Raw genomic sequence first — 25,892 nt, forward strand, 5'->3', positions numbered from 1 at the left:
CGCGGACGGCGCCGCCGGCAGGGGCGTCGGCGGCGCCGGGGGCGGTGTCGCCAACAGTGCCCAACGGACCGGGGCAGCTTCGGCAGGGTCCGCCGATTTGGGAACGCGGTCCGGCTGGGTAGACACGGGGGCATGCGCAGCGTCCGTATAGGAGTCGACACCGGGGGCACGTTCACCGACGTGGTCGCGGTGGACGAGCAGACCGGCGAGATCACCACCACCAAGACCCCCTCCACCCCCGCCGACCCGGCGAACGGGTTCATGGAGGGGGTGGGCAAGGTCCTGGTGAAGGCGGGCGCGGCGGCCGTGACGGCGGTCGTGCACGGCACCACCGTCGCCACCAACCAGCTCCTTGAGGACCGCGTCGCAGACCTGGGTTTCGTGACCACCGAGGGGTTCGAGTTCATCCTGGAGATCGCCAGGCAGAGCGTTCCCGACGGCTACGGCAACTCCTACTTCTGGGTGAAACCGCCGAGGATCGTCCCGGTGCACCGGGTCAGGACCGTCGGCGGGCGGCTGGACCACACCGGCGCGGAGGTGCGGCCGTTCGACGAGGGGCAGGCCGTGGCGGCGGCCCGCTGGTTCCGGGAGCGCGGGATCACCGCGATCGGCGTGTGCTTCCTGCACTCCTACGCCAACCCCGGGCACGAGGCGCGCATGCGTGAGGTCCTCGGACGAGAGCACCCGGACGCGGTCGTCTCGATCTCCAGCGACGTGCTGCGCGAGTACCGCGAGTACGAGCGGTCCGTCACGACCCTGGTGGACGCCGCGGTCAAGCCCACCATGCGCCGCTATCTCGCCGCCCTGTCCGAGCGCCTGGAGCGGTTGAGCCGGGCACCGGAACCCCCGGGGGCATCCGGGGTGCCGGAGAGGGCCGGGGCGCCGGAGGGGAGTGCCGCGCGGGGCCCGGCGGCCGGGCGGAGCCTGCCGTTCTCGGTGATGAAGAGCAACGGCGGCGTGCTCTCCGCGGCCGAGGTCGTGCACCAGCCGATCACCACGGTTCTGTCGGGGCCGGCGGCGGGCGCGCTCGGCGCCGCGCTGATCGCGTCCACCGCCGGGCACCCCTCGGTGATCACACTGGACGGCGGCGGCACCTCCACCGACGTCGCGGTGGTGGCCGACGGCGAACCCTCGCTGACCACCGAGGGCAGCATCGGCCGCTACCCCTGCGGGATCCCGATGATCGACATCGTGACCGTCGGCGCGGGCGGCGGATCCGTCGCGTGGATCTCCCCGGAGGGCACGCTGAAGGTCGGCCCCCGGTCGGCGGGGGCCGATCCGGGCCCGCTCTGCTACGGCCGGGGCGGCACCGAGGTCACCGTCACCGACGCGCACGTCTTCCTCGGCCGGATCCCGCCGCACCTGCTCGGCGGGGAGATCCCGCTCGACGCCGACGCGGCCCGGCAGGGGGTCGAGGCGCTGGCCGGCAGGATAGGGCTGAGCCCCGAGCGGACCGCGGCCGGCGTCCTGGAGATCAGCGCGTTCAACCAGTCCAACGCGATTCGGCGGCTCACCGTCAAGCGGGGTCTGGACGTGCGCGACTTCCCGATGGTCGCCTTCGGCGGCTCGGGACCGCTCCTGGTCTGCCGGTTGATCGACATCCTCGGCCTGCCGTCGGTGATCGTCCCGCCCGACCCGGGCAACGTGTCGGCGTTCGGCCTGCTCACCGTGGACGTCAAGAACGACTACGTGCGCACCTTTGTCACCCGGGACCTCTCCCTCGGCGCGGCGGCCGAGATCTTCGGCGAGCTGGAGGGGCAGGCGGCCCGGGCCCTCGACCGTGAGGGGTTCACCGCCGACCGGCACGTCTACGCGCGCAGCGCCGACCTGCGCTACTACGGCCAGGCGTACGAGGTCCGGGTGCCGGCCCCCGCCGGGCCGCTGGACGAGGCGTGGCGCGCCGAGGTGCTGGACCGCTTCCACCTGGCGCACCGGAGGCTCTACGGGTACGGCTACCGCGACGACCCCCGGCACGCCGTCGAGTGGGTCAACCTCCGCGTCTCCGGCATCGGCCCGATCACCCGCCCGGCCGTCGGGCGCAGGCCGTACGGCACGGCGGACCCCCGGCCGCCCGGGAAACGTGAGGTCTTCTACGACGGGTGGGGACCGGCGCCGATTCACCGCCGCGCCGACCTGGCGGCCGGGTCGGCGGTCTCCGGCCCCGCGGTCATCGAGGAGTACGGTTCCACGCTGCCCGTGCACCCCGGCTTCACGGCCACCGCCGACGCGTTCGGAAATCTGGAGGTGCGCCGGTGAGCACGGACGGACGGCCGGGGAGCGGCGCCGACCCGGTGCTGGTGGAGATCGTCGAAGGGACCCTCGCGTCGGTGGAGCGGGAGGTCGAGACCGCCATCGCGCGCACGGCCCGCTCACCGATGATCCGTGACGCCCACGACTTCCGGGCGGGCATCCACGACGTACGGCTGCGCAAGCTGACCGGCAGGTCCTACTCGGCGCTGGTCCAGCCCGTGGTCAGGGACTTCCCCGTCGAGGAGATGAACCCGGGCGACGTGTTCTTCCACAACGACGTCTACCTGTCGGAGGGCGGCATCGGTCACCTGCCCGACCTGTGCGTCACGGTCCCGGTCTTCCACGACGGCGCGGTGGTCGCGTTCGTGCAGGCGTTCGGGCATCACGACGACATCGGCGGGGCGGTCCCCGGGTCGATGCCCTCGCACGCGCGCAGCGTGTTCGAGGAGGGCCTGATGGTCCCGCCGATCAGGCTGTGGGACGCGGGCGTGCCCAACCGGGCGGCGCTCACGATCATGACGCGTAACTCCCGGATGCCCGACTCGCTCGCCGGTGACCTGGACGCCGAGTGCTCGGCCTGCCTGATGGGCGCGCGGAGGCTGGGGGAGTTGTTCGCCCGCTACGGGCGTGCCGCGGTCGAGGCCTGCTTCGACGCGATCGTCGCCAGGACGACCGAGACGTTCCGCCGGGAGCTGCTGGACAGGATCCCCGAGGGCACCTACGTGTGGGAGGACTACGCCGAGCACGACGGCGTCGACGAGCCGCGCCTGCACACCCAGCGGATCACTCTCACCGTCGACCACTCCGCGCCGGCGCCGCTGCTCATCGACTTCACGGGCACGTCGCCACAGGCCAAGGGGCCGATCAACCACGCGGGCGACTACGCGGACGGGGTGTTTTTGAAGAAGTGGCTGGCGCCGATCCTGCGGAACCTGGCCGAGACCCCGGAGCGGATGGCGGAGCTGGACGTCAACGAGGGTGTCGTGCCGCTCGTCGAGATGCGCTTCCCGGCGAAGGGGACGCTGCTCACGCCGGTCTTCCCGGCGCCCACGAACGCCCGGACGTTCGTGATCCTGCGGCTGCTCGGCGTGCTCGCGGGGGTCCTCGCGAAGGCCACCGGCGGCCGGATGCCCGCCGACCAGGAGACCATCCGCTACACCGGCGTCCACGGCGACGACGTCGACGGCGGGCCGTACCTGATGCGGGAGGTTCTCGGCGGGGGCTCCGGTGGGCGGTGGTACGCCGACGGCGAGGACACCATCCACGTGGTCCCCGACTCGCGTAACATCCCGGTCGAGTTCGCCGAGTCCCGCTGGCCGTTCAGGGTCGAACGGCTCGGCCTGGCCGTGGACTCCGGCGGTCCCGGCCTCCACCGGGGAGGTCTCGGCTACGACAAGCATCTGCGGATGCTCCGCGACGCCTCGTTCATGTCCGTCGCCGACCGCTCGATCCTGTCCTGCTGGGGCGTGAACGGCGGCGGGGCGGGGCGGCCGTTCCTGGTGGAGATCGAGGGCAGGCGGATGGAGGGCCTCGTGGACGACTCACCGGTCCGCGCGGGCGAGGTCATCCGGGTGCGCACCACCGGCGGCGGCGGGTGGGGGTCGCCGCTGGACCGCGACCCCGTCCTGGTGGCCGCCGACGTCCGCGACGGCAAGGTCTCGGCGGAGGGGGCCCGCGACGACTACGGGGTCGTCCTGTACGGCCCGCCGGACGACGTCCGGGTCGACACCGAGGCCACCGCCCTGCGCCGCGCCGAGCTCCGCGCGCTCCGGCCGGCCGTCGTCCCGTTCTTCGACCGGGGCCCCGGTTTCCCCTCGCTGTCGGGTGGTCTGCCGTACGCGGAGGTGGACCTCATCTGACGTCATCCGACGTCCCGCCGAGCCGCGGGGGACGGGGCCGGTCGCGGGCTTTCGGTGACAGGGGGGTGACTCTGGGTGGGGTCGGCGGTCCGGGTGAGTGAGTCGGCCGGTGGTGGAACGTACCATCACAAACCGGTTTCCTGATCTCCATTGACGTGCGCCCCGTCCTACGATCTGCTGCGGCTATCAGCGCGATGCCCGATCAGCGAGGTTCGAGGAGGGAGGGCCATGCGCGTGCGGATGGCGGCGGCCGGTCTCGTGCTGGCCATGGCGGCGGCCGTGTCTCTGCCGCCCGCGACGTCCGAGGCGTCCCCGGTGCCCTCGGTGTCACTGCTGGGCCACCCGTCGTCCGCTCCCGATGTCGCCGCACCCCTGGCCCCCGCCCCGGCGGCCGAGGCCGGGTGCGACCCGATCGCCGGCGCGCAGTGCCTGCTGCCGTTCCCCAACGACTGGTTCACCACGAAGGCGCCCACCTCCACCGGGCTGCGGGTGAACCTCTCCGCCCGGGCCATGCCCCGCAACGCGGCGGGCACCCCGATCGACCCGGCGCTCTGGAACACGGCCGACGGTTTCTCCCCGGGCTCCATGCTGCTGGCCCACGTGCCCGGCCTGGACCTCGCCAAGTCCGGAGTGGCGCCCGTCACCGACATCGGGTGGTCCCTGCGCCTCGACGCCCCCATCGTGATCGTCGACACGGTGACCGGGGAGCGCTGGCCCTACTGGGCCGAACTCGACGCGGGCGCCACCGACCCGGCCCGGCAGATGCTGATCATCAGGCCGGCGAAGAACTTCCTGGAGGGCCGCCGCTACGCCGTCGCGCTGCGCGGCCTGAAGAACGCCGGGGGTGAGAACATCCCGGCTCCGCAGACCTTCACCAGGCTGCTGGGAGGCGAGCTCCCCCCGGGCGACGCGCTCGCCGCACGGCAGCGCGCGCTCCGTCAGACGCTCGCCGTCCTCGCCAGGGCCGGGGTGGAGGCCGGAGGACTCCACCTCGCCTGGGACTTCACCGTGGCCGACGAGCAGGGCATCGCCGGCCCCGTACTGAGCATGCGGGACCAGACGCTGCGCACGCTCAAGGGAGGCTCACCCGGCTTCACGGTCGACTCCGTCACCGATCTCACCGTGGGACAGGACCCCGACATCGCCCGCGAGGTCGCCGGTGACATCCTGGTGCCCAACTACCTCGACAAGCCCGGAGGCCCGCCGGGATCGAACCTCAACCGGGGCCCCGACGGACTGCCTCGCCCGCTCGGCGACACGCTGAGGGCGCGCTATCAGTGCGAGATCCCGCGCTCGGCGTTCAAACACCCGGCGCACCCCTCCCTGTACGGCCACGGCCTGCTCGGCAGGCATACCGAGGTGCGCACCCGCGACGTGCGGAGGATGGCCGGGGAGCAGGGCTTCGCCTTCTGCGCCACCAGGTGGATCGGCATGTCCGATGAGGACATCCAGCACGTGGCGAAGGTGTTCGAGGACTTCTCCCGGTTCGGCACGGTCGCCGACCGGCTCCAGCAGAGCCTGCTGAACTTCGTCCTGCTGGGCCGGGCGATGATCAGCCAGGACGGTTTCGCGAGCGACAAGGCCTTCCGCGACGAGCGGGGCGAGCCGCTGATCGACTGGCGGGCCGGTCTCGCCTACGACGGCAACAGCCAGGGCGCCGTCGAGGGCGGCGCGCTGGTCGCCGTCTCCCCCGACGTGCGCAACGCCGTGCTCGGCGTGGCGGGGATGAACTACAGCACGCTGCTCAACCGCAGCGTGGACTTCCAGCCGTTTCAGCGGATCATGAACGGTTCCTACCCCGACAGGCTGACCCAGCAACTCTGTCTCGCCCTGGTCCAGATGCTCTGGGACCGGGCCGAGACCAACGGGTACGCCCAGCATCTGACCGACGACCCGCTGCCCGGTTCGCCCCGCCACCGTGTGCTGCTGCACGTCGCCTTCGGCGACCACCAGGTCTCCACGGTGACCGCCGAGGTCGAGGCCCGGACGGTGGGCGCGCGGATCCACCAGCCCGCCCTCGCCGCCGGGCGCAGCCCCGACGTGACGCCGTTCTGGGGGATCAAGCCCCTGCCCCGCGGACCGTACGCCGGATCGGCCCTGATCGTCTGGGACAGCGGGTCGCCCGCCCCGCCGACGACCAACCTCCCGCCGCTCGGCCCGCAGTACGGCAGGGACCCCCACCAGGACCCGCGCAACGCCTCCGAGGCCCGCGTGCAGAAGGCCCACTTCCTCAGGGACGGCATGGTCGTCGACGCCTGCGGCGACGCGCCCTGCAGAGCCGAACCCGCGCAGTGGCCGTAGTGTTCCGTTCCCCGGCGGCGGTGGCGCGGCGGCCTGTCTCCGGCACCCGGCCCCCGCGCCGTTCACCCACCGTGGGACGGGGCCTCAGAGCGCGACGAACTCGCCGGGGACCGCCGCGCCGTCGAGCACGAGGTCGGCGCGGGAGCGGGTGTCGTCGGCGGCGAACCACTCGGCCTCGGCCCGCATCCAGTGCCGCCACTGCGGTGCCAGCGAGGCGCCGTCCCTGGCCAGGACGCGGGCCAGGCGGATCTCCCGGGGCGCCTCCACCCAGACGGTGAAGGCGGCCGGGGCGGTGCGCCGGGCCGTGCTCACCCCCTCCAGGATCAGCGCCGGCGCGACCGGTACGTCCACCCGGCCGGTGTAGACGCCGCCGACCCAGTCGTAGCGCCGGTAGCACCCCGGCTCACCGGCCGCCAGCGGGCCGAGCACCTGGGTCTCCACGTGCCCGAACCACGTGGCGGGCGGCTCGTCCCACGGCACGGGGAAGTCGTCACTGTGGATCACCTGAGCCTCCAGCGCCTCCGCGAGCCGCCCGGCGAAGGTGGTCTTGCCCGATCCGCCGGGGCCGTCCACCGCGACGACCCGGACCGGCCCGCACGATGGAGGCAGCTCCCGGATCGCACCGGCGAGGTCCTCGAAGGAGACGATCGCATCCACCCGTCCATGGTGACAGCCTCCGCTCCCGGGGCCTCCGGGGGGAGACACCGGATGTGCCCACCTGGGTGCGGAACGGTGACCGCCGCCTGGCAGGCTGGCCGGTGGCGGCGGGTGTACTCTTCCCGTCGCGGTTCGGCTAGGCTCGGCGACCACCGACGGAGGTTGATCTTGCAAGGAGCCCTCGGCGACATCGTCGTCCTCGACCTGTCCCGCGCGCTGGCGGGACCGCACGCCGCCCAGATGCTCGGTGATCTGGGCGCTCGGGTGATCAAGATTGAGCAGCCCGGAACGGGCGACGACTCACGGGGCTGGGGGCCGCCGTTCGTCGGTCCCGGCGGCGACATCTCCACCTACTTCCTCGCGGCCAACCGTAACAAGTGGTCGGTCGCCGTGGACCTCAAGTCCGCCGAGGGCAGGGGCCTGATCGAACGCCTGGTACGGCAGAGCGACGTGCTGATCGAGAACTTCCGCACCGGTGTCCTGGACCGGCTGGGCTTCCCCGTCGAGCGCCTGCACGAGCTCAACCCGCGCCTGGTCGTGCTGTCGATCACCGGCTTCGGTCACGACGGCCCGGAGGGCGGCAGGCCGGGCTACGACCAGATCGCCCAGGGGGAGGCCGGTCTGATGAGCCTGACCGGCCCCTCGCCCGACGAGCCCTACCGGGTGGGCGCCTCGATCGCCGACCTGCTCGGCGGCATCCACGGCGCCTACGGTGTGGTCGCCGCGCTCTACGAGCGGGAGCGGACCGGGCGGGGCAGGGTCGTGCGGACCTCCCTGCTGGCCGCGGTGACCGGCGTGCACTCCTACCACGGCACGGCCTGGACGGTCGGCGGTCAGGTGCAGCGGGGCTCCGGCAACCACCACGTCTCCATCGCCCCATATGGCGCGTTCCGCTGCGCCGACGGCATGGTCCAGATCGCGGTGGCCAACGACGTGCAGTGGCGGAAGGTGGCCACCCTGCTTGATATCGATCCAGATATACCGAAATATGCGACAAATCGGGAGCGATTTGCGCACCGGGACGAGCTGATCGCCGACATCGAGCGAGTGCTCGCCAAGAACGACCGCGCCCACTGGCTGGCCGCGCTCGACGGGATCGGCATCCCCGCCGGGGCGATCAGGTCCATCGACGAGGTCTACACCTGGGAGCAGACCCGCTCCCAGGGGCTGCTGGTCGAGGTGGACCACCCCGTGCTGGGCGCCATCGAGCTGCCGGGACCGCCGCTCCGCTTCGACGGCGAGCCTCCCATGCGCCACAGCGCCCCGCCCGCTCTCGGTCAGCACAATGACACGGTGCTCGCCTGGCTGGAGGAACGTGAAGGTTGACATCCCCATCGCACTTATCACGGCATCACGACCGAGCCGGAGGGTTCCGCCCGTGAACCCCGCCCGGCCCGACGCCCGCACACTGATCGACACCGTCCTCGACCCGGGAACGTGGCGGTCGTGGGACGAGACACCCGCCGACCCCGCCCCGCCGGGCTCGGACTACGCGGAGGAACTCGCCGCGGCCCGCGCCAGGACCGGGTACGACGAGTCGGTGATCTCCGGTGAGGGGCTGCTGGACGGACGCCGGGTCGCGGTGGTGGCCTGCGAGTTCTCCTTCCTGGCCGGATCGATCGGGGCGGCCGCCGCCGAACGCCTCACCGCCGCGGTCGAGCGCGCCACGGCCGAGCGGCTCCCGCTGCTGGCCGCCCCGGCCTCCGGCGGCACCCGGATGCAGGAGGGGGCGCTCGCCTTCGTCCAGATGGTGAAGATCACCGCGGCGGTGACCGCCCACCGCGCCGCCGGCCTGCCGTACGTCGTCTACCTGCGCCACCCCACCACAGGCGGCGTCCTCGCCTCCTGGGGTTCGCTCGGGCACGTCACCGCGGCGGAGCCGGGCTCGCTGATCGGATTCCTCGGCCCGAGGGTGTTCGAGTCGCTGCACGGCTACCCCTTCCCCGGGGGGGTGCAGGTCTCCGAGAACCTTTTCGCCCACGGCCTGGTGGACGCGGTCGTCTCGGCCGAGGACGTCCGGGAGGTCGCCGTCAGGGTGCTCGCCGTCCTGTGCGCCCCGCGTGCGGGGCTGCGGCCGGGGCCGGAGCCCGACGGGCGCGTCCAGCCGGTCGGGGCGTGGGACGCGATCGGCCGCTCCCGCAGGGACGACCGTCCCGGCGTGCGGGAGCTGCTCCGGTTCGGCGCCTGTGACGTCACCCCGCTCAACGGCACCGGCGCGGGGGAGAGCGACCCCGGCCTGCTCATCGCGCTCGCCAGGTTCGGCGCGGCTCCCGCCGTCGTGCTCGGCCACGACCGGAGCCGGCGGCGGACGGCGGCCCCGCTCGGCCCGGCCGGGCTCCGGGTCGCCCGGCGGGGCATGGGCCTGGCCGCGGAGCTGGGGCTGCCGCTGGTCACCGTGATCGACACCTCCGGGGCCGCGCTCTCCAAGGCGGCCGAGGAGGGCGGCCTGGCCGCCGAGATCGCCCGGTCCCTGGCCGAACTGGTGACGCTCGACGCCCCGACCGTCTGCCTGCTGCTCGGCGAGGGGGCGGGCGGCGCGGCCCTCGCCCTGCTCCCGGCGGACCGGGTGCTCTGCGCCCAGCACGCCTGGCTCGCCCCGCTCCCTCCCGAGGGCGCCTCCGCGCTGCTCTACCGCAGCGTGGACTTCGCCCCGGAGATCGCCGCCGCGCAGGGCGTGAAAGCCGCCGACCTGCGGCGCGACGGTATCGTGGACCGGATCATCCCGGAGCTGCCGGACGCGGTCTACGAGCCCGAGGCGTTCTGCCGCCGGGTGGCCGGCACGCTCGAACACGAGATCGCCGCCCTGCTGGGCCAGGACGGCACCGCCCGCCGCGCCGCCCGCCTGGCCCGCTACCGCGCCCTCGGGGCCTGAGCCCCGGCCCGGGGCCGTGCGGGAGGCGGGGGCGTCACGGCTCGCCTCCCGGCGGGGTCAGCGGGATCGGGACGCGCTCGACCCTGATGGAGAACACCTCGTCGCGTGGGACGACGACCTCGTAGGCGCCGTGGTCGACCATCCAGTAGCCCAGCGCCTCGGCTTTCAGCCCGCTGTGCCCGGTGTAGGCGATGTGCAGGCTCTCCTCGCCGTTCTCCTCGGAGACGTCGAGGACCAGGCAGGGCTCGCCGCCGAACGCGCCGACGGTGCGGACCAGCACCAGCCAGTCGAGCTCCTCGCGGGGAACCGTCGCCCGCCAGTAGCCGGAGGCGGCCTCGAAGCCCTCCAGGGCCTCCTCGCTGAACAGCACCACCTCGGACTCGCCGGGGCCCATGGCCGCCGCGTAGGTCCGGCCGCCGTGGTGGGCGACGAACCCCGAGGCCGTCGGCTCGACTCCGCCGGTCATGAGGCCCGCCGCCAGCCGAGCCCGTCGTAGCGGCCGAACAGGCGCTCCTCGTCGGCGGTCATGTGGATGATCTCAGCTCCCGCGGGGATCGGTACGGGCGCGGTGTGGAACTGCGGCACCATGTGCTCGCGCGAGGTGGTGAAGCCGTTTCCGGCGAACGGCGGTGCATCGTTCCAGTCACCACCCATGTGCGGACCGTAGGGAACGGCGTAGTTGTCGACGTCACGGGCGAACCAGCGCATCAGGTAGAGCTCCGGGCTCGTGACGGTCAGCTCCGACCCCTCGAACCCCAGGTCGAGGCCCGCGAAGAGTTGCGCCGGGGTCGTCAGGCGGGCGCAGTCCTGCACCCGATAGACGTATCCCGAGACAACGGTCCGCCGGCCGGCCAGATAGGGCACGAGCAGCCGAGGCGGGATGACCTTCTGCATCTGCGTTCTACGCCCAGGTGGCTCACTCACGGACGCATTTTACGATCTGCTGACCTTAAGGCGTCGGTGTTCCAGGCACGGTAGGGCATTCCGGGTGGCAATCGTGATCTGAGGATCGAGGACGCAGGTCTGTACAGCGGGCGCCGGGCCCAGGTCGGCGCGGACGACGCCCATCGGGTCGACCAGCATGCTCCGGCCGATTCCGAAGCCGTCCCCGGCCTCCGGGTTCGGCGCCTGCCCGACGGCCGCCACCCAGGTGGTGTTCTCGATCGCGCGTGCCCGCACCAGGGTCGCCCAGTGCTCCTCCTTCATCGGCCCCGAGCCCCACGCGGCGATCACCGCGAACAGCTCGGCACCCTGGTCCACCAGCGCCCGGGTCAGCTCGGGGAACCGGACGTCGTAGCAGGTGACCAGGCCGATCCGGAGCCCGGCCAGCTCCACCACGGTCGGGCTCTCACCCGGCGAGACCAGCTCGGACTCCCGGGCGCCGAAGGAGTCGAACAGGTGGATCTTCCGGTAGGCCGCCCGGATCACGCCCGACGGGTCGATGGCGACCGCCGTGTTGTGGACCCGGCCGTCTCCGGGCTCGAAGACCCCCGCGATCACCGACAGCCCGAACGTCCTGGCGGATTCGGCCAGGGCGCTGACGAAGGGGCCGTCCAGCGGCTCGGCCAGGCCGGTGATCCGCCTGCCGTACCGGGTGAGCGTGGCCTCGGGGAGGATCGCCAGCTCGGCGCCGTCGGCGGCGGCCTCCGCCAGGGCCTCGCGGGCCCGGCGCAGGTTGACGGCGGGCTCCTCGGAGACCGGGATCTGACAGAGCGCGATACGGGTCACAGGGGTGACCCTATCCGGCCTCCCGGCACCCGCTCCATCCAGGTGAGGCACCGCCACAGCCATTCGAGCGGGCCGTAGTGGAACCTCTCCAGCCACATCCTGCCGAACACGATCTGGCCCGCCAGCACGGCGACGGCCAGTGCCACCCCGGTGATCCGGGTCGGATCCGCGGTGAGCGCCGGCAGCGCCGGCAGGATGATCAGGGTGCCGGTCAGGTAGTTGGTCAGCGCCATCCGGCCGAGCGGGCTCAGCAGTGCCAGCAGCGGGTCGCGCAGCCGGGTCCGCAGGAGCAGCAGCAGCCCGGTGCAGTAGGCCGTCGCGGCGGCCAGTCCGGCGGCCGGGTAGACCCCCCGGAAGTACAGCAGGCGGTCTCCGCCCGTGAAGCGGATCCACAGGTAGCCGAGCACGACCGCCGCCACGACGGAGATCAGGAAGACGGGCGCCAGCAGCCGCTCGGGCGGCGCGTACTCCATCATGGCCATGCCCAGCAGGAACAGCCCCGGGATGAGGACCGTCCCGCCTCCCTGGCGCACCCCCCAGGCCGTCACGGCGATCCCGAGCAGCAGGACCGCCGCCCGGGGGAGCAGTGAGGCGGGCAGCAGGATCAGCACCCCGAAGACCGCGTACGGCAGGAGCACCTCGCCCGGGTTCACCAACTGGTGGACCGCGCCGAGGCAGCCCAGCACCGCCAGCCTGCGCAGCAGCACCAGCCGGGGACTGCCGGTCCGCCGGGCCGCCGACCTGAGGAAGAGGACGACGCCGAGCCCGAACAGAAACGAGAAGATCGGATAGAACCTGCTCTGCAGCAGGTTCTCGACCGCCCAGTCCACCGTGTTCCGCTCCGTGGCCCCCACGTGCTCGCGCGTGTGCTGCCAGGTGTTGACCAGCATGATCCCGCACACCGCGAATCCGCGGAGCGCGTCCAGTTCGTGAAGCCTTCGGGTCACAGAAACCAGACGTACCATCACATGAGTAAGTCGTATCGACAATTCCCGCCATAAGTCCATAAGTAAGGCAAGTCATCCGGCCGGATCCTCCTTGCGGCCGATGTGCCGATCCCGGATCCGGGGGCCGCCCGGTGTCCGGCCGCGGACGTTCCCGGACACCGCGCCGCGCCGGTCCTGTGGATCCCGGTGGGCCGTACCGCGCCGGTCCCGTGCCGCCTCCGATGGGCCGCGCCGGTCCCGGTGGGGGACTCGATCTCCCCACCGGCCGGGATTACGCTGGGCCGTGTGAATGATCCCCTGGTGGCGCGCATGCGTGGTTTCGGTACGACGATCTTCGCTGAGATGTCGGCGCTCGCCGTACAGACCGGCTCCATCAACCTGGGACAGGGCTTCCCGGACACCGACGGGCCCGCCTCGATGCTCGACCTGGCGGTCTCGGCGATCCGCGGCGGCCTCAACCAGTATCCGCCGGGGCCGGGCGTTCCCGAGCTGCGCCAGGCCGTCTCCGAGCACCGCAAGGACCACTACGGCCTCGACTACGACCCCGACGGCGAGATCCTCGTCACCGTCGGCGCCACCGAGGCGATCGCGGCCTCGATCCTGGCGCTCTGCGAGACCGGCGACGAGGTGATCGCCTTCGAGCCGTACTACGACTCCTACGCCGCCTCCATCGCCCTGGCCGGAGCCGTGCTGCGCCCGGTCACCCTCCGCCCGGCCGGAGGGCGCTTCACCTTCGACCCGGCGGAGCTGCGCGCCGCCGTCGGACCGCGTACCCGGATGATCCTCGTCAACTCCCCGCACAACCCCACCGGAACGGTCTTCACCCGTGCCGAGCTGGACGAGATCGCCCTCCTGTGCCGGGAGCACGACCTGATCGCCGTCACCGACGAGGTCTACGAACACCTCACCTTCGACGGCGTCGAGCACATCCCCCTGGCCACCCTCCCCGGCATGCGCGACCGCACCGTGATGATCTCATCGGCCGGCAAGAGCTTCTCGGTCACCGGCTGGAAAACGGGCTGGATCTGCGCCCCGCCCCGGTTCGTCCGCGCCGTCCAGACCGTCAAGCAGTTCCTCACCTTCACCGCGGCCGCGCCCTGGCAGCTCGCCGTCTCCCACGGTCTCCGCCACGAGCTGGACTGGGTCTCCTCCCTCCGCGCCGACCTGCAGGCCAAGCGCGACCGGCTGACGGCCGGCCTCTCGGCGGCGGGCTTCGAGGTCTACCGCCCGGCGGGCACCTACTTCGTCCAGACCGACATCCGGCCCCTGGGCTTCACCGACGGCCTCGCCCTCACCCGCGAGCTCCCGTCCCTGGCGGGCGTGGTCGCCATCCCCACCCAGGTCTTCTACGCCCACCCCGAACGCGGCGGCCACTTCGTCCGCTTCGCCTTCTGCAAGAAGAACGAGGTCATCGACGAGGCTGTGAACCGTCTGGCCCGCCTCGCGGGAGGCGGCGGCTGAGAGCGGCCGGGCGCCCCCTCCATCGGATCGCGGGTGTGAGCCGCACCGGTCACGACGTGATGCGGATCGGGAGGTGCCGGGCGCGGAGGGCGGCGCGGACGGCCTTCGCCAGCTGGCCGTACTCCGCGGCCCTGGCGGAGCTCGCGCGGTAGGCCAGGCCGATGGTGCGGCCGGGGACGGGGGGCCGGAAGCGGCGGAGCGCCAGCCGTACTCGCTTTCCCGTCTCCACCTGGACCGCCGACTCCGGCAGCAGCGTCACGCCGAGACCGCCCGCGACCAGCTGGACCAGGGTGGGCAGGCTGGTCGCGTAGGTGGCGGCCGTGGCCCGCGCGCCCACCTCGCGGCAGACGTCGACGGCCTGCTCGCGCAGGCAGTGTCCCTGGTTGAGCAGCACGATGTCCAGCCCCTTGAGCACGTTCCTGTCCACCGGCCCGTCGTCGCCCGACAGCGGGTGACCCGCGGGGACGGCGAGCAGGAAGTCCTCCTCGTAGAGGGGTTCCTCGATCAACCCGGTGGCCTCGGTCGGCAGCGCCAGCAGCACCATGTCCAGCCGGCCCTCGCGCACCTCCTCCAGGATGGTCTCGGTCTTGGCCTCGTGCACGGTCAGTTTGAGCCTCGGAAACCTCCGGGAGAACATCGGCAGCAGCGCGGGAAGGATGTAGGGGGCCACCGTGGGGATCACTCCCAGGTGCGCCGGGCCGCGGAAGGGCTCCCGGTTGTGGGCGACCTCGTCCATCAGGTCCTCGACCGCCTTGAGCGCCCGGGCCGCGTGCGCCGCGGCCCGCTCGCCCGCCGGGGTCAGCAGGACCTTCCTGGTGGTGCGTTCCAGTAACTGAGTGTGCAGGGTCTCCTCCAGGGCCGACACCGCGCTGGACAGCGCGGACTGGCTCATCCGGAGCGAGACGGCCGCCTCCCGGAAGTGCAGGTGGTCGGCGACCGCGAGGAATGCGCGCAGCTGAGCGAGGGTGGGGACCGGCTCACTGATAGGGAACACCTCTCAGACTCGTTCGACTACTCGATTTCTCATATCAATGGTACGTGAGGCAGTGTGGGATACGACAACGACGTCCCCTGTGAAGGAGATCCGGACTTGCTCACCATCGGTGACCACTTTCCTGAGTTCGAGCTGACCGCCTGCGTCTCTCTGGACGCGGACAACGCCTTCTCCCAGATCAACCAGAAGTCCTACGAGGGCAAGTGGAAGGTCTACTTCGCGTGGCCGAAGGACTTCACCTTCGTCTGCCCGACCGAGATCGCCGAGTTCGGCCGTCTGGAGGGCGAGTTCGCCGACCGTGACGCCCAGATCCTGGGCTTCTCCGTCGACTCGGAGTTCGTCCACCACGCCTGGCGCAAGGACCACCCCGACCTGCGCGACCTGCCCTTCCCGATGCTGTCCGACATCAAGCGCGAGCTCTCGGCCGAGCTGGGCATCCTGGGTGCCGACGGCGTCTCCCAGCGCGCCACCTTCATCGTGGACCCGAACAACGAGATCCAGTTCGTCATGGTGACCGCGGGCTCCGTCGGCCGCAACGTCAAGGAGGTCCTCCGCGTCCTCGACGCGCTCCAGTCGGACGAGCTCTGCCCGTGCAACTGGAACAAGGGCGAGGCCGTGCTGGACGCGAAGAAGCTGCTGGCCGGCGCCTGATGTCGATCGACGGCCTCAAGAGTGCCCTTCCCGAGTTCGCCAAGGACATCAAGCTCAACCTGGGCTCGCTCGTCACCACCTCGTCGCTGGGTGAACAGCAGCTCTGGGGAACGCTGCTCGCCTGCGCCGTGGCGACGAAGTCCTCGCGGGTGATCACCGAGGTCGCCGCCGAGGCCGCCGACAACCTGTCGGCCGAGGCCTTCCGGGCCGCGAAGGCCGCGGCTGCGATCATGGCGATGAACAACGTCTACTACCGGTCGATGCACCTGATCGGTGACGAGACGTACGCCGCGATGCCCGCCAGGCTCCGGATGACCGTCATCGGCAACCCCGGTGTGGACAAGGTCGACTTCGAGCTCTGGTGCCTGGCGGTCTCCGCCCTCAACGGCTGTGGCCGCTGCCTGGAGTCCCACGAGTCGGTGCTCCGTCAGTCGGGCATGCCCCGCGAGCAGGTGCAGGAGGCCGTCCGGATCGCCGCGGTCGTCAACGCGGTCGCCGCGGTCCTGGAGTCCGAGGCGGCCCTGGCCTCGATCTGATCCCCCGCGGCAGGCGGTGGGCGCTCTCCGGAGCGCCCACCGTTCGTGTGTCCGGCCGCGAAGCCGAAAACCGCCTCGCGACTGATCGAACTTGTTGCGGGCCGCAGACTCCGTCCTTCAGGGCGGAGTAAGGCTGGAACCCCGCCTGACACGATCATGCGATCAAGTCGTATGAGGCTGGGAACCACCAGCCCAGGGACCCGTACCGCATCCTGTACTGCCGGGTGTTCGACATGGCGGAAGCGGAACTCTTCGCCGCCGAGGACGCGCCCTCGATGCCGCCGCAGAGCCGCCCGTCGGCCGTTTTCGATGGCGGGTCGTTCCCCCGGGACGCGGTGCCAACGACACAGGGACGTGTTGACGACGCCCTGGTCGAGTCATTGTTCGTGGCGCTCGCCGACTCCGCGCCGCGCGTCTTCGATCGGAAGTGGCCACCCGGAGATAGGTTCATTCGGAAGGTGCCAGATGGAGACGACATGGAACGCCGCGCGGTCACACAGATCCTCACCACGCTCACAGCCGGGGCGGCGATACCGATGGATGCCCTGGAAATCCTTCGCTCAGGTCTGGGCCGTGTCCTTGGCGCGACCGATGATCTGGCCGTGGAGGACTGGGAGCGGACTGCCTATGACCACGCGTGCGCGCTCCGTGTGATGTCTCCGGCCGCTCTGATCGGTTATCTGTCCGCCGATATCGCCGAGCTTCAACATGCTCTCGATCGCAGACCTGACCTTGATCGGGTGAGAATGCGGCGAGTGGGTGCTCAATTCGCCGCACTGATGGCCATGGCGCTCAGTGAGACCGGCGACTTTCTCACGGCCTCGCGCTGGTGGCGCATCGCCCGGCGTACCGCTGACGCCTCCGGCGACCGGGAACTGAGCATCTGGACGCTTGGCAGGCAGGCCCTTGTCGCTCAGACCGTCGGAATGAACACGCTGGCTCTGAGGCTCCTTCGCGATGTGGAGCAGCTCGCGGACGACCGGCCGAGCTGCGGTCTCGCGGAGGCCCTGACAACCCGCGCGAAGCTAGATGGCTCCCAGGACACTGAAAGTGCTCGGCGGGCACTTGACGAGCTGCGGGACCTGTTCGAGCGGTTGCCCGCGGACGTGACCGGCGAGCGGGCGGCGATCTGGGGATATCCCGAGGAACGGCTGCTGTCGGTTCGCACCGGTGTTCTGACCGCGACCGGGGATGCCGACGTGTATGACGACCTTGCCAGTGAGATCGCACGCTATGGGCAGGCAGACCGGTGCAGCCGTGCTCGTGCGGAACTGAAGATGGGGTGGTACCTCGTCAATAGGGGGGAGGTCCGCGACGGCCTGAACGCGGCCGGGTCCGCCATGGCCGATCTGCCCGCCGGGCACCGGACCACCGCCGTGACACGCATGGCGGCCCGCGTGTACGCGTCCCTTCCCGCGCGGGCTCGCACCCTGCCCGCCGCCCGGGAACTGCGCGTCCTGACAACGGCGGGCGACCGGTCGACCTGACCCCTGCCGGGTGGCCTCGCCGGACGACGCGCGAGCGCCCGGGACCGGCGGAGAGGTGGGCCGATCCCGGGCGGTGTGAGGGTGTTCCCGGTTAGGCGGGGACAGGGGGGGCGGTCTCCTCGGCGGGGGCGGGCCGGGCGGAGCGGAGGGGGAGCTCCTTCAGCATCACCGCGGCCACCGCGGCCAGCAGGGCGATCGGCACGCCCACCAGGAAGACCATGTGGATGGCTCGGGTGAACGCCTCCAGGATCACCTCCAGCAGCGGGGCCGGCAGGTGGCGGATGGCCTCGGGGGAGCCGAGGCCGCCCTCCACGCCGCCCGTCAGAGGCAGGTGGGCGGCCCCGGCCAGGGAGATCAGTTCCGCGCTGAGCCGGTTGGACAGGATCGCGCCGAAGGCGGCCACGCCGACCGCGCCGCCGAGCGAGCGGAAAAAGGTCACCGCCGAGGTGGTGGAGGCGAGGTCGGCGCGGGTGACGGCGTTCTGCGCGGCCAGGATCAGTATCTGCATGGAGGCGCCGAGACCGATGCCCAGCACCGTGGTGTCGACACCGATGATCGTCAGTGAGCTGTCGACGTGCAGCCGGGAGAGCAGGAACAGTCCGACCGCCACCAGCAGCATGCCCACCACGGGGAATATCTTCCAGCGGCCGGTCCTGGTGACGAACCGGCCGACCGCGATCGAGGAGACGAGCAGGCCGATCACCATGGGCACGGTCATCAGGCCGGAGCCGGTGGGGCTCATGCCCTTGACGATCTGCAGATACTGCGGGAGGAACATCAGCGCGCCGAACATCGCGGCGCCGATGAGCAGGGACGCGACGCTGGTGAGCACGACGGTGCGATCGCGGAACAGGTGCGGAGGCAGGATGGGGTCGGCGGCCCCGCGCTCGGCGATGACGGCGAGGCCGAACAGTGCCAGGCTCAGCGCGCCCAGGCCGTAGGTCCAGCCGGAATTCCAGTCGAACCCCTGGCCGCCGAGGGAGAGCAGCAGCATCAGCGCGGTGGTGCCGCCGGTGATGAAGGTGGCCCCCCACCAGTCGATCCTGGTGTCACGGCGGATCAGCGGCAGCTTGAGCACCTTCTGGATGACCGTGAACGCGACCACGGCCAGCGGCACGCAGATCCAGAACGTCCAGCGCCAGGACATGTTGTCCACGACGAACCCGCCGAGCAGCGGCCCGGCCACGGTCGAGACGCCGAAGACCGCGCCGATGTAGCCGGAGTAACGGCCCCGCTCGCGGGGCTCCACCACGTCACCCAGGATGATCTGCGGCAGCGCGGCGAGGCCGCCGGCGCCGATGCCCTGTGCGGCTCTGGCCGCGATGAGCTGGGGCATGTCCTGGGAGAAACCGGCGGCGATGGAGGAGATCACGAAGATCAACAGGGAGGCCTGGAACATGAGCTTGCGGCCGTACAGGTCCGACAGCTTGCCCCAGAGCGGGGTGGAGGCCGTCATGGTGAGCAGTGTCGCGCTCGCCACCCAGGCGAGCTGATCCTGACCGCCGAGCGTGCCCACGATCGTCGGCAGCGCCGTTCCCACCACGGACGTCGAGATCATCGACGTCAGCATGGCGAGCATCAGCCCGGCCAGGATCTCCAGCACCTGTCTGTGAGTGAAACGTGGTGTCACCTCGGCCTGGACCTGCTGTCCGGTCAGCATGAGTCATCCCTCAATATATGTACGATGCATATGAAATTAGTAGACGCTTGTTTACTCGTCAAATCTGGAAGGATCGGGCAGGTGGAGGAGATACGGCACCGGAACAGGGAGGGCACGAGACGGCGGATTCTCGACGCCGCCCACCGGCTGTTCACCGAGCTCGGCTACGACCAGGTGACGATGCGCCTGATCTCGGCGGAGGCGGACGCCAACATCGCGCTGATCAACCGTTACTTCGGCGCCAAACGGGAACTGTTCGCCGAGGTGCTGGCCATGCGGGGGCGCTTCCCCGGCGTGCTGGAGGTCCCGGAGGAGGAACTGCCCCGCCGTCTGGCCGAGTACGTGGCCGAACGGCTCCGCTCGGACCAGGGAAGTCCGGTGATGGCGGCGCTCAGCCGATCGTCCACCAGCCCGGAGATCCACGGGATCATCAGGGACCGGGTCACCTCGGCGATCCTGGAGCCGCTGACCGCGCGGCTGTCCGGGCCGGACGCGGTCTTCCGGGCGACCGTCGCCGCCTCGCTCATCACCGGCGCCGGCACGCTCCGCCAGCTCTACGGCCCGGACGCGCTCGACTCACCCGACCACGAGACGGTGGTCGCACGGCTCACGGGGGTCTTCGAAGCCTGTCTCAGGGGGTGAGCGCCCGCGCCCCCTCTCCGTGGGGCGGCCTTCACAACTATGGTGAGGCCGTCCTGCTCCTGCCGGCCCCCGGCGCTCCGGCCTGTCTCCTTCTCGTCCGTGCCTCGAAGCCGTCGCGGACCGTTGTGATCCGGCAGTCCGTACCCGGGATGTGGTCGACCTGCAGGGTGGTGTGCTCGATGTGGAACCGCTCGTGCAGCAGCTCGGCCAGCTCGCGGCGGACCCGGTGGCAGTCACCGCCGGGCTCGACGGTCACGTGCGCCGACAGCGCGGGGAAACCGCTGGTCACCGTCCACACGTGGAGATCCGCCACGCCGGTGACCCCCGCGTGGGCGGCGATCGCCGCGCTCACCTCGGCCGGATGCGTGCCGGCGGGCGCGGCCTCGAACAGGACGCGCCCGGCCTCGCGCAGCAGGGCGTAGGCGGCCTTGCCCATCAGCGCCGCGACGACCAGGGCGGCGATCGCGTCGGCCCGGCCCCAGCCGGTGAACCAGACGACCGCGCCCGCGATCGCGGTGGAGACGAAGGCGTACATGTCGTTCAGGATGTGCTGGAAGGCGCCCTCGACGTTGAGGCTGCTCCGGTCGGCCCTGGCGATGAGCCACGCGGCGGCGGCGTTGACCGCGATTCCGGCCAGGGCCGTGCCGAGGACCGCGGGACCCTGCACCTCGGGCGGCTCGATCAGCCGCCGGACACCCTCGTAGACGAAGTAGACGACGAGCAGCGCGAACGTCAGCCCGTTGATCGCCGCCGACAGGATCTCGGCGCGCTTCCAGCCGAAGGTGTAGGCGCCCCGGGCGGGGCGGGCGGCCATGTTCATCGCGATCAGGGCCAGTGCGATGGAGGCCGCGTCGGTGAGCATGTGCCCGGCGTCGGAGATCAGCGCGATCGAGTTGGCGAGGATGCCGACCATGACCTCGGCCGCCATGAAGACCACCAGCAGCACCAGCGCCGCCCCGAGATAACGCCGGTCGGCGTTCGCCCCGTGCCCGTGCCCGTGCCCGTGCCCGTGCCCGTGACCATGTCCGTGACCCATCCCGAGATCCGTCCCTCAATACTTGAACAGTTGCTCAGATATTATGCAGATTAAGCGTGGCGAGACAAGGCCCCGGAGTCTTTTTGTGTAGGGTGAGCCGGAAATGTGTCCGCGGTGAACATGGGCTTTCCTCATGGAGTTGAGTGGCGGTTCGGGTGGCATTGATGGCATAAAGGTGATTTTTTCATTCTATGTTGGATTTCCTAACCGCCTTTGGAAAAGGATAGAGCTCTGCCGCTCTTATCCGCCATGGCCGACGGCCGGTCCGGCGCGTCCGACGTTGCTGAGAAGACGGTTGCCCCTCTCTCCTTCGGCAGGTCGGAGGATGTGCCCGGTGAACGGATGCCGCCTCTGACCATCGGTGACGACCTCGGCGGCAGGGGGTTTCCGGGGAGCGCGTCGCGCGTAGATGTCATTGGATGCTGTTTAGCTATTTTCGGTACTTCGTCTCTCAGGGGGTGGCAGATGGTGCCGGCTGCCGCGTTCGGGGTGACCGGAGAGACGGAAAAGGGGGTGACCGAGAGGCCTCGCCGGTATCCAAGACGGCGATTCTCATCGAAGAACGGCGTCTGCTTGGGCAAAGAGTGACCATGAGTCGGGCAGGAGAGGCGGTTAGCGTCGCCGTGTGGGTGAACGACCGCTGACCGCGCCGGCCGGTCGCCGGGTGTGCCACACCCAGGGCGACCTCCGCCGAGCGAGGTGGCGACCGGGTGACGCGCACCTGCCCGGCCTGTCTCGGAGCGGCGGTCACCGGGGAGGCGGACACCGTGGTGCGAGAGTGAGTCTGACCCGATTGACGTGCCCTGTCGAAGGACCGAAAGGTGGCAGTGATGCCGGAACCGATTGAAGTGCGCAAGGTGGCGATCGAGAGCGTTACCGACGCCTCCGGGCTGAGCAGGCTCATCGACGACGGGGTGATCGAGGCGCACCGGGTGCTCGCGGTGATCGGCAAGACCGAGGGCAACGGCGGCGTGAACGACTACACCCGGATCCTGGCCGACCGCGCCTTCCGCGAGGTGCTCGCCGCCAAGGGGCATCCGTCCCCCGAGAGCGTCCCGCTGGTGTGGTCCGGCGGCACCGACGGCGTGCTCAGCCCGCATGCGACGATCTTCGCCACCACGGCGAACGCCGAGCCCGGCGATGAGCCGCGCGTCAGCGTCGGCGTCGCGATGAGCGACGTCATCCTCCCCGAGGACATCGGCCGCCCCGCCATGGTGGAGAAGGTCGCGGCGGGCGTCCGCGAGGCCATGAAGATCGCCGGTATCGACGACCCCGCCGACGTCCACTACGTCCAGACCAAGACACCCCTGCTGACCCTGGCCACCATCAACGACGCCAAATCCCGGGGCAGGGACGTGGTCATCGAGGACACCGGTCCCTCCATGGACATCTCCAACTCCACCACCGCCCTCGGCGTCGCCGTCGCGCTCGGCGAGATCGAGATGCCCGCGGCAGGGCAGATCCACCGCGACCTGTCGCTCTACTCCTCGGTCGCGTCCTGTTCCTCGGGCGTCGAGCTCGACCGAGCGCAGATCGTGGTCGTCGGCAACGTCCGGGGCATCGGCGGCCGTTACCGGATCGGCCACTCGGTCATGAAGGACGCGCTGGACGCCGACGGCATCTGGGCGGCGATCCGCTCCAGCGGGATCGACCTGCCGGACCGCCCCCACCCCTCCGACCTGGGCGGCAGGCTGGTCAACGTCTTCATGAAGTGCGAGGCCGACCCGTCGGGCAGCGTCCGGGGACGCCGCAACATCATGCTCGACGACTCCGACGTGCACTGGCACCGCCAGATCAAGGCCACGGTCGGCGGCGTCGCGGCCAGCGTCACCGGAGACCCGGCCGTCTTCGTCTCGGTCGCCGCGGTCCACCAGGGCCCCAGCGGCGGCGGGCCGGTGGCCGCCATCGCCGACCTGGGCTGACTCTCCGTGTTCCACCCCGTCTCCGGCGCGGGTAGGCTCCCGAGACGTGCCGAGCATTCCCCAGCCCCTGGTCCCCGGCGACGACGGTGCCGCCGACGCCGCCGTGTCGTCCACGCTCGCGGCCTTCTCGGCCGGTGGCGCCGACGCGGGCGCGGTGCTGGCCGCGCTGGGCGGGGCGCGGCTGCTCGTCCCGGTGGTGGCCCTGCTGACGGAGTCCGAGGTCGGGGCGGACGGGCTGCGGCAGGAGAAGGAGAGCGAGATGGCCCTGCCGAAGCTCGTCGGCGGGGACGGGCGCGAGGCCGTGCTCGCCTTCACCGGGATCGAGTCGCTGAGGCTCTGGCGCCCCGACGCCCGCCCCATCCAGGCCACGACCCCTCAGGTCTGTCAGGCGGCGGTGCACGAGGACGCGGCGGCCGTGGTCGTCGACGTGGCGGGCCCGGTGCCCTTCGTGATCGAGGGCGGCGTCCTGCGGGCGTTCGCCGCGGCCGAGTCGGGCACCGTCGACCGGCTGGGACCCGAGGTCACCGTGGCGCGGATGGCGGAGGCCGCCCCCGCCTCCCGGCGCCGCCGGTTCGGCTGGCCGTTCCGCGGGCGCGGCTGACCTGGGTTTCCCGGGACACCGGCACCTCACCCCGTTTATGGTCGGACCGTGGACGAACGTGGTGAATCGCGGCCGGGCCGTGGCTGAGCGCGGCGGACGACTCCGTGGCGGCGACGGTCCGCGGACGCGGCCGGGTGAGCCGGACGGGCCCGACGGGATGGACCTGTGATCCCACCCTGGTGGGTCATGACGTCGATCGCGGTCGCGCTGGTGGCCGGGAGTCCCCAGCGCGCGGCCGTGTTCCGCCACTCGGTCGGTCATGACCGGCCTCCGCGTGTCCGCTGCCCCGCCTGCGCCCGCCGCCTGCTGCCGGAGAGGGCGGGGGAGTGGCCCGCGCTGTGGCCCACCGGTCGCTGCCCGAACTGCGCGGTGCCGATCGGCCCCCCGCCGCTGTCGGTCGAGCTGATCACCGCGCTGCTCCTGCTGAGCCTCGCGGCGGAGACCGCCTCCCCCGGCGAGCTGGCCGCCTTCGGCTGGCTGGCCGTGCTCGCGGTCCCGCTGGCCTTCGTCGATCTGGCCGTCTACCGGCTCCCCGATCGGCTGACGCTGCCCGCCTACGCCGGCTTCATCGCCCTGCTGTCGGTGACGGCCCTCACCGAGCAGCGCTCCGGCGACCTGGCGCGGGCCGTCCTCGGCGGCCTGGTGCTGGGCGCCTTCTATCTGCTCCTGTTTCTCATCAACCCGGCCGGAGTCGGGCTGGGCGACGCCAAGCTCGCACTGGCCCTGGGCAGCGCGATGGGCTGGCTCGGCTGGACCCACCTGCTCACCGGGACCTTCCTCACCTACCTGCTCGGCGGCCTCTACGGCGTGCTGCTCATCGCGCTGCGGCGGGCACACCGCAAGACCGAGATCCCCTTCGGCCCCTTTATGATCATTGGCGCGTTCGGCGCGGTGCTCGTGGGGGTCGGCCTCTAGATCCGCTGGATCCGCCTGCGTACGGCGATCCGGCCCCCGCCCCGTCCGAGGGCAGGCGGGCGGGGACGGGGGCTGGGCCGGCCGGGAGATCGGGCCTCGCCCATCGACGTCTCAGTCAGTGAGCCGCGGCCATTTCAGTGGGCGGCACATGGAAGACTTGTCACCATGTTGCGCTGGTTGACCGCCGGAGAGTCCCACGGCCCCGAGCTCGTCGCGATCCTGGAGGGATTGCCCGCCGGGGTGGAGGTGACCACGGCCGATATCGACAGGGCGTTGGCCAGGCGTCGCCTGGGTTACGGCCGGGGCGCCCGGATGAAGTTCGAGCAGGATGTGGTGAACATCGTGGGCGGCGTACGGCACGGCCGCACGCTTGGCAGCCCCGTCGCCGTCCGGGTGGGCAACACCGAGTGGCCCAAGTGGGAGACGGTCATGGCGGCTGACCCGGTCGATCCGGCCCTGCTGGAGGGCCAGGCCCGTAACGCGCCGCGCTCGCGCCCCCGCCCCGGCCACGCCGACCTCGCGGGCATGCAGAAGTACGGTTTCGACGACGCCCGCCCGGTGCTGGACCGGGCCAGCGCCCGTGAGACCGCCGCCCGTGTCGCGCTCGGCCAGGTCGCCCGCAACTTCCTGAAGCAGGCCCTCGGCGTCGACATCGTCAGCCACGTCGTCTCGATCGGTGAGGCGCGGGTCGCCGAAGGCGTCCTCCCCGGTCCCGGTGACATGGAGGCGGTCGACGCCGACCCGGTGCGCTGCGCCGACGCGGACGGCAGCGCCGCGATGGTGGCCGAGATCGACACCGCGCACCGGGAGGGCGACACCCTCGGCGGCGTCGTCGAGGTGCTCGCCTACGGCCTGCCGCCCGGCCTGGGCAGCTACACCCACTGGGATCGCCGTCTCGACTCCCGGCTCGCCGCCGCGTTGATGGGCATCCAGGCGATCAAGGGGGTCGCGGTCGGCGACGGCTTCGAGACCGCCCGCCGCCGGGGCTCCCGGGCCCACGACGAGATCGAGAACACCGAGGCCGGCGTGCGCCGCATCACCAACCGGGCGGGCGGGGTCGAGGGCGGCATGACCAACGGTGAGCCGCTGCGGGTCAGCGCGGCGATGAAGCCGATCTCCACGGTGCCCCGGGCGCTGGCCACCATCGATGTGCTGACCGGCGAGGCCGCCAGGGCCCACCACGAGCGCTCCGACGTGTGCGCGGTCCCGGCCGCCGCGATCGTCGCCGAGGCGATGGTCGCGCTGGTCCTCGCCGACGCCGCGATCGAGAAGTTCGGCGGCGACTCCGTCGAGGAGGTCGCCCGCAACCTGTCCGGTTACCTTTCGTCGATGGTGATCAAGTGAGCGGGCGGATCGGCGGCCGGGACGGATCC

22 protein-coding genes are annotated in these 25,892 nt (G+C 71.5%); 14 read left to right on the forward strand and 8 right to left on the reverse strand.

The genetic code is table 11. The features are described from left to right. Positions 1-132: 132 nt before the first annotated feature. From ACWEF2_RS12100 to ACWEF2_RS12110, 3 genes are all read left to right on the forward strand, one after another. On the forward strand, positions 133-2,256 hold the full coding sequence (locus ACWEF2_RS12100) for a hydantoinase/oxoprolinase family protein (protein ID WP_453814439.1): 2,124 nt from the start codon (positions 133-135) through the stop codon (positions 2,254-2,256). Continuing rightward, entirely contained in the window at positions 2,253-4,109 is a 1,857-nt protein-coding gene (locus ACWEF2_RS12105; RefSeq protein ID WP_453814441.1) for a hydantoinase B/oxoprolinase family protein, read from the forward strand. The genes ACWEF2_RS12100 and ACWEF2_RS12105 overlap by 4 nt, the downstream gene beginning before the upstream one ends. 228 nt (positions 4,110-4,337) lie before the next feature. Further along, positions 4,338-6,410, forward strand: coding sequence for a hypothetical protein (locus ACWEF2_RS12110; protein WP_453814443.1), 2,073 nt, complete (start codon positions 4,338-4,340; stop codon positions 6,408-6,410). Positions 6,411-6,494: 84 nt separating this feature from the next. Here the strand turns inward: ACWEF2_RS12110 and ACWEF2_RS12115 are convergent, their stop codons facing one another. After that, positions 6,495-7,067 (reverse strand): uridine kinase family protein, encoded by a 573-nt coding sequence (locus ACWEF2_RS12115; RefSeq protein WP_453814446.1) that lies wholly within the window; start codon positions 7,065-7,067, stop codon positions 6,495-6,497. A gap of 168 nt (positions 7,068-7,235) precedes the next feature. On the opposite strand from ACWEF2_RS12115, the gene ACWEF2_RS12120 reads away from it, so the two are divergent. Both ACWEF2_RS12120 and ACWEF2_RS12125 read left to right on the forward strand, forming a co-directional pair. Further along, positions 7,236-8,393 (forward strand): CaiB/BaiF CoA transferase family protein, encoded by a 1,158-nt coding sequence (locus ACWEF2_RS12120; protein WP_453814447.1) that lies wholly within the window; start codon positions 7,236-7,238, stop codon positions 8,391-8,393. A 52-nt stretch (positions 8,394-8,445) separates the two neighbouring features. Next, positions 8,446-9,939, forward strand: a complete 1,494-nt coding sequence (locus tag ACWEF2_RS12125) for a carboxyl transferase domain-containing protein (RefSeq protein ID WP_453814449.1) — start codon at positions 8,446-8,448, stop codon at positions 9,937-9,939. Between the two features lie 34 nt (positions 9,940-9,973). Here ACWEF2_RS12125 and ACWEF2_RS12130 read toward each other — a convergent pair whose 3' ends face one another. Genes ACWEF2_RS12130 through ACWEF2_RS12145 form a run of 4 tightly spaced genes read right to left on the reverse strand, consistent with a single transcriptional unit; the run spans position 9,974 to position 12,614 of the window. Beyond that, positions 9,974-10,405 (reverse strand): hypothetical protein, encoded by a 432-nt coding sequence (locus tag ACWEF2_RS12130; protein WP_453814451.1) that lies wholly within the window; start codon positions 10,403-10,405, stop codon positions 9,974-9,976. Continuing rightward, the gene (locus tag ACWEF2_RS12135) at positions 10,402-10,863 is read right to left on the reverse strand and encodes a hypothetical protein (protein WP_453814453.1); all 462 of its coding nucleotides are present in this window, start codon (positions 10,861-10,863) and stop codon (positions 10,402-10,404) included. The genes ACWEF2_RS12130 and ACWEF2_RS12135 overlap by 4 nt, the downstream gene beginning before the upstream one ends. Before the next feature lie 9 nt (positions 10,864-10,872). Further along, complete coding sequence (locus ACWEF2_RS12140) at positions 10,873-11,667, reverse strand: carbon-nitrogen hydrolase family protein (RefSeq protein ID WP_453814455.1); 795 nt, start codon at positions 11,665-11,667, stop codon at positions 10,873-10,875. Next, on the reverse strand, positions 11,664-12,614 hold the full coding sequence (locus ACWEF2_RS12145; RefSeq protein ID WP_453814457.1) for a DUF418 domain-containing protein: 951 nt from the start codon (positions 12,612-12,614) through the stop codon (positions 11,664-11,666). The genes ACWEF2_RS12140 and ACWEF2_RS12145 overlap by 4 nt, the downstream gene beginning before the upstream one ends. Positions 12,615-12,923: 309 nt before the next feature. On the opposite strand from ACWEF2_RS12145, the gene ACWEF2_RS12150 reads away from it, so the two are divergent. Beyond that, a complete protein-coding gene (locus ACWEF2_RS12150) occupies positions 12,924-14,075 on the forward strand; it encodes a pyridoxal phosphate-dependent aminotransferase (RefSeq protein WP_453814614.1) in 1,152 nt (383 codons plus the stop codon). Between the two features lie 49 nt (positions 14,076-14,124). Here the strand turns inward: ACWEF2_RS12150 and ACWEF2_RS12155 are convergent, their stop codons facing one another. Beyond that, positions 14,125-15,069, reverse strand: a complete 945-nt coding sequence (locus ACWEF2_RS12155; RefSeq protein WP_453814459.1) for a LysR substrate-binding domain-containing protein — start codon at positions 15,067-15,069, stop codon at positions 14,125-14,127. A 96-nt stretch (positions 15,070-15,165) separates the two neighbouring features. Between ACWEF2_RS12155 and ACWEF2_RS12160 the strand changes: the two genes are divergently transcribed. From ACWEF2_RS12160 to ACWEF2_RS12170, 3 genes are all read left to right on the forward strand, one after another. After that, positions 15,166-15,720 (forward strand): peroxiredoxin, encoded by a 555-nt coding sequence (locus ACWEF2_RS12160; RefSeq protein ID WP_453814461.1) that lies wholly within the window; start codon positions 15,166-15,168, stop codon positions 15,718-15,720. Then, complete coding sequence (locus ACWEF2_RS12165; protein WP_453814463.1) at positions 15,720-16,256, forward strand: carboxymuconolactone decarboxylase family protein; 537 nt, start codon at positions 15,720-15,722, stop codon at positions 16,254-16,256. Before ACWEF2_RS12160 ends, ACWEF2_RS12165 begins: the two co-directional genes overlap by 1 nt. A gap of 233 nt (positions 16,257-16,489) precedes the next feature. Beyond that, entirely contained in the window at positions 16,490-17,743 is a 1,254-nt protein-coding gene (locus tag ACWEF2_RS12170) for a hypothetical protein (RefSeq protein WP_453814465.1), read from the forward strand. 91 nt (positions 17,744-17,834) lie between these two features. On the opposite strand, the gene ACWEF2_RS12175 is transcribed toward ACWEF2_RS12170, so the two are convergent. Further along, complete coding sequence (locus ACWEF2_RS12175; RefSeq protein WP_453814466.1) at positions 17,835-19,403, reverse strand: MDR family MFS transporter; 1,569 nt, start codon at positions 19,401-19,403, stop codon at positions 17,835-17,837. A gap of 81 nt (positions 19,404-19,484) precedes the next feature. Here ACWEF2_RS12175 and ACWEF2_RS12180 point away from each other — a divergent pair, with 81 nt between their 5' ends. Beyond that, positions 19,485-20,045 carry a TetR/AcrR family transcriptional regulator gene (locus tag ACWEF2_RS12180; RefSeq protein ID WP_453814468.1) on the forward strand — a complete coding sequence of 187 codons (561 nt, stop codon included), beginning with the start codon at positions 19,485-19,487 and terminating at the stop codon, positions 20,043-20,045. Positions 20,046-20,082: 37 nt separating this feature from the next. Here the strand turns inward: ACWEF2_RS12180 and ACWEF2_RS12185 are convergent, their stop codons facing one another. Then, entirely contained in the window at positions 20,083-21,081 is a 999-nt protein-coding gene (locus ACWEF2_RS12185; RefSeq protein ID WP_453814470.1) for a cation diffusion facilitator family transporter, read from the reverse strand. 830 nt (positions 21,082-21,911) lie between these two features. On the opposite strand from ACWEF2_RS12185, the gene bar reads away from it, so the two are divergent. The 4 genes from bar (at position 21,912) to aroC (ending at position 25,863) form a co-directional block, all read left to right on the forward strand. Further along, positions 21,912-23,003, forward strand: coding sequence for a barbiturase (gene bar / locus ACWEF2_RS12190; RefSeq protein ID WP_453814472.1), 1,092 nt, complete (start codon positions 21,912-21,914; stop codon positions 23,001-23,003). Positions 23,004-23,049: 46 nt separating this feature from the next. Then, positions 23,050-23,604 (forward strand): SseB family protein, encoded by a 555-nt coding sequence (locus ACWEF2_RS12195; RefSeq protein WP_453814474.1) that lies wholly within the window; start codon positions 23,050-23,052, stop codon positions 23,602-23,604. Positions 23,605-23,769: 165 nt separating this feature from the next. After that, on the forward strand, positions 23,770-24,519 hold the full coding sequence (locus tag ACWEF2_RS12200; RefSeq protein ID WP_453814476.1) for a prepilin peptidase: 750 nt from the start codon (positions 23,770-23,772) through the stop codon (positions 24,517-24,519). A 165-nt stretch (positions 24,520-24,684) separates the two neighbouring features. After that, on the forward strand, positions 24,685-25,863 hold the full coding sequence (gene aroC / locus ACWEF2_RS12205) for a chorismate synthase (protein ID WP_453814478.1): 1,179 nt from the start codon (positions 24,685-24,687) through the stop codon (positions 25,861-25,863). Positions 25,864-25,892: the final 29 nt, after the last annotated feature.

Source organism: Streptosporangium sp. NPDC004631 (genome assembly GCF_053601935.1).